The organism is Halanaerobium sp. (genome assembly GCF_003070835.1).
The window spans coordinates 1-2683 of record NZ_QBLR01000402.1; the positions used below are offsets into that span (position 1 = coordinate 1).

The 2683-nt window shown below is 38.4% G+C and carries 2 protein-coding genes and 1 pseudogene; all 3 read right to left on the minus strand.

Features of this window, described 5'->3' with window-relative positions; all coding sequences use genetic code 11:
• Window positions 1-317 (minus strand): annotated as a pseudogene (locus tag CI949_RS19625) (electron transporter RnfG); the annotation flags it as partial.
• A complete protein-coding gene (locus CI949_RS19630; RefSeq protein WP_290769569.1) occupies window positions 318-1226 on the minus strand; it encodes an RnfABCDGE type electron transport complex subunit D in 909 nt (302 codons plus the stop codon).
• A gap of 15 nt (window positions 1227-1241) precedes the next feature.
• The gene (gene rsxC, locus CI949_RS19635) at window positions 1242-2567 is read right to left on the minus strand and encodes an electron transport complex subunit RsxC (RefSeq protein WP_133529846.1); all 1326 of its coding nucleotides are present in this window, start codon (window positions 2565-2567) and stop codon (window positions 1242-1244) included.
• Window positions 2568-2683: the final 116 nt, after the last annotated feature.

A 2683-nucleotide genomic window follows, 5' to 3' on the forward strand; every position in this document is an offset into this window, starting at 1 on the left:
ATTTCTTCTGCTTCCAGATCAACTCCGATCATTAATTCTATCGGTCCATTGTAGCCACCACCACTGTGCTGATATGCCACTCCTACTCGATTACCACTATTGTCATAACCTTCGTAAAAAATCTGACTCTCTCTTTCTACCTGATTGATTTCTTCCGCTAAGGGCAAAACTTCTTTAATTGCAGCTCTTCTTGTTTCTTCCTGATTTTCTTCGATATATGGAATCGTCCACTGATAGACAAAGGTCAATAATATAGCAGATATTATCCCTATAGTGGCTAAAGTTATAATCATGGCTTTTGTACTATTCTTTTCCATTTATCTCACCTCTCCTAAACTGCGGGGTCTTGTATATCTGTTAATTAAAGGTACTGCTGTATTCATCAATAAAATACTGTACATTACACCTTCTGGATATCCACCCCAGAGTCTAATTATAACAACTAAAAGGCCGGCTCCAATTCCAAAAATCCAGCGTCCCAACTTTGTTGTTGGACTGGAGACCATATCAGTAGCCATAAATAGCGCACCCAGCATTAAGCCACCTGCGAAAAGATGAAAAATTGGATCTGAACCAAAGGCAAAAGTGCCTAAAAATACTGTTCCAACCATTGCCAGCGGAATTCTCCAGTTTACATAGCCTTTATATAAAAGATAAGAAAAACCTAATAATAGAGCTAAGGCTGATGTCTCTCCTAAAGAACCACCAATCTGACCTACAAAAAGATTCCAGGTATCAGTTGCAATCCCTTCCATTTTCATCTGACTTAAAGGTGTTGCAGAAGAAACTCCATCTACAGTCCAGGTAGTCATTAAAACTGGATAAGAAGCTGTTAAAAATGCTCTCCCAACTAAGGCTGGATTAAATGAATTTTGTCCGATTCCACCAAAAACCTGTTTTCCCAGACCAATAGCAACTACTGAACCAAAAAAAGCAGTCCAGAGCGGAATCGAAGGTGGGAGTGTAAGTGCCAGAAGTAATCCTGTAACTACTGCACTTCCATCTTTAATCATAATTTTTTTATTTCTGACTCTTTGAAATATGTATTCTGTTAAAACTGCACCAACAACAGCTGCCAGAATCACAGATAGTGCTCTTGCTTTAAAGAAATATACAGCAGCAAAAACCGCAGGCAAAAGAGCAAGCACAACTGACCACATTATTTTTTTTACTGAATCCTGTGATCTGACATGTGGTGAGGATGTTACAATTAATTCGTTATTCATTATTGATTATCCTCCTTAATTTTCTTCTCTTTTTTTGGCCATAACCTGAGCCTTACCAAGACGCAGATGATGAACCAGAGGTATTTTAGCCGGACAGACAAATGAACAGGAACCACACTCAATACAGCTTAAGACCTGCCAGTCTTCCAATTCCTCCACCATATCATTTTTCGCATAATTTGCCAGTTGAGTCGGCATTAAAAACATAGGACAGGCATCAACACACTTAGCACAGTTGATACAGGGAGAAGGTTCATATTCTTCAACTTCATCCTCAACTAAAACCAGGATGCCGGATGTACCCTTTACTCCAGGAATATTTAAATTCTTTTGAGCCACTCCCATCATAGGTCCACCTGTAATTACTTTGGCCGCATTATCTTTTAAGCCACCCGCTTCTTCTACCAGGTCACCAATATTTATACCTATCCGATAAATCAAGTTCTGGGGAGAATTAATTCCACGGCCTGTAATCGATATAGATCTTTCGTAAAGTGGCTTTCCATCTCTAATTGCATCTGCAACTGCAGCTGCTGTAGATGTATTATTAACCACAACTCCTACATCAAGCGGCAGCCCTCCAGCCGGAACTTCTCGACCAAGAATAGCTTCAATTAACATTTTTTCTCCACCCTGTGGATACTTTGTCTCTAAAATCTTAACTTCAATATTAGCTTCATCGTTAACCGCATCCTGCATACTCTCGATTGCTTCAGGTTTATTTTCTTCAATCCCAATAAAACCACCTGGTGCACCTGCAGCTTTCATTAAAGCTTTTAAACCAAAAACAATACTCTTTGGTCTTTCCACCATTACTCGATGGTCAACTGTTAGATAAGGCTCACATTCTGCTCCATTTAAAATTACATGATCAACATTTTTGTCATCAGGAACTGATACCTTAACATGAGTTGGAAACATCGCTCCACCCATACCAACTATTCCTGCCTCTCTGATGATTTTTCTAATTTGAGCTGCATCGAGCTGATCTAAACTATCATGTTTTTCCAGACCAGAATTAAGAGAATCTTCTTCGGCTGCCTCAATAACTACAGCGTCTACAATGTTTCCTCCTGGATCTGTTACTTTTCTAATTTCTTTTACTGTCCCAGATACAGAAGCATGAATAGGAGCACAGACAAAACTATCACTATCAGCAATTTTTTGTCCAAGATCAACCTGATCTCCTTTTTTAACAAGCACCTTGAGTGGTGCACCTATATGCTGTTTTAGAGGAATAATTACTTCCTCAGGACGTTTAGCATTTTTTAAGGGTTTATCCTTTGTTAATTCCTTATTATACTCAGGATGTATCCCCTGTTTAAAAGTCAAAGCTTTCACTATATAATTTCACCCCGATTGTGTTATTTTAGATTTAAAAATCATATTAATTTTTTGGGACAGCGTTATAACCTGCTTTTTTTAAGCTCTCAAGAAGTTTTTCTGAACTAACTTTT

Bases quoted from the DNA above. Each gene is read 5' to 3' on its own strand.
- CI949_RS19630 (WP_290769569.1), bottom strand. From the start codon at position 1,226: ATGAATAACGAATTAATTGTAACATCCTCACCACATGTCAGATCACAG.